At 50.8% G+C, this 649-nt stretch carries 1 protein-coding gene and 1 pseudogene; both read right to left on the reverse strand.

Features of this window, described 5'->3' with window-relative positions; all coding sequences use genetic code 11:
• Window positions 1-427: tRNA-uridine aminocarboxypropyltransferase (locus tag R7190_RS28180; protein ID WP_318137967.1), on the reverse strand; the 427-nt coding region annotated here is incomplete at its 3' end.
• Window positions 427-649, reverse strand: a pseudogene (locus R7190_RS28185) (hypothetical protein); the annotation flags it as partial. The pseudogene R7190_RS28185 and the gene R7190_RS28180, both read right to left, overlap by 1 nt.

Raw genomic sequence — 649 nt, forward strand, 5'->3', positions numbered from 1 at the left:
ATTGAGAATCGGCGAGTGCGGAAAGTCCCATGGTAGGGATACCTTCTAGCCAGCGACTCTTATTGATCATCTTGCGTGCTTCTTGCCAAGTGGCATCCAAAATAATGTACAGCGGCATTTTGGCTTGTTGCTGGCTTTGCATTTCCACATGTTCGAGTGTGACGCTTTCTTCACTTGGGAATAGAATCACCGGGTACAGTGATGGATCAGCCAAGCGAGTGAGCAACTCTGCTGGTGGTTGTTTGCGATCCCAGATTGCTTGCTCGACGTTGAGTTGGCAATGCTGTAATAGCTGGCCCGTATTGGTGTCACGAGTTAGCTCATTTGGGTGCATCAATAGCAGTATGTCGTGCTTGCTGGTGAGTTTAGGCACCAGCGAGCAAATACAGTTGAACTGAAAACCGCAATGGGGACACGGTTGTGACATTACAGTCGAACCCCTTCACGCACTGGGCTAATACCATCCGAGAACAGACGAACACCACTGATTTGTCCTGGTGTGGCTGTTGGTGCCATGCTCGGGTTCAGAGGGTAGCTTACGCCAGTGTATTGCATGACATGTTTTGCTGGTGTTGCGCCGCCGCCACTAACATCGAAAATCAGGTCGCGCCAACCGTGCGACGTTTGTTGGCCGAGCATCATTGGGCTT

The organism is Vibrio sp. 1078-1 (genome assembly GCF_033340475.1).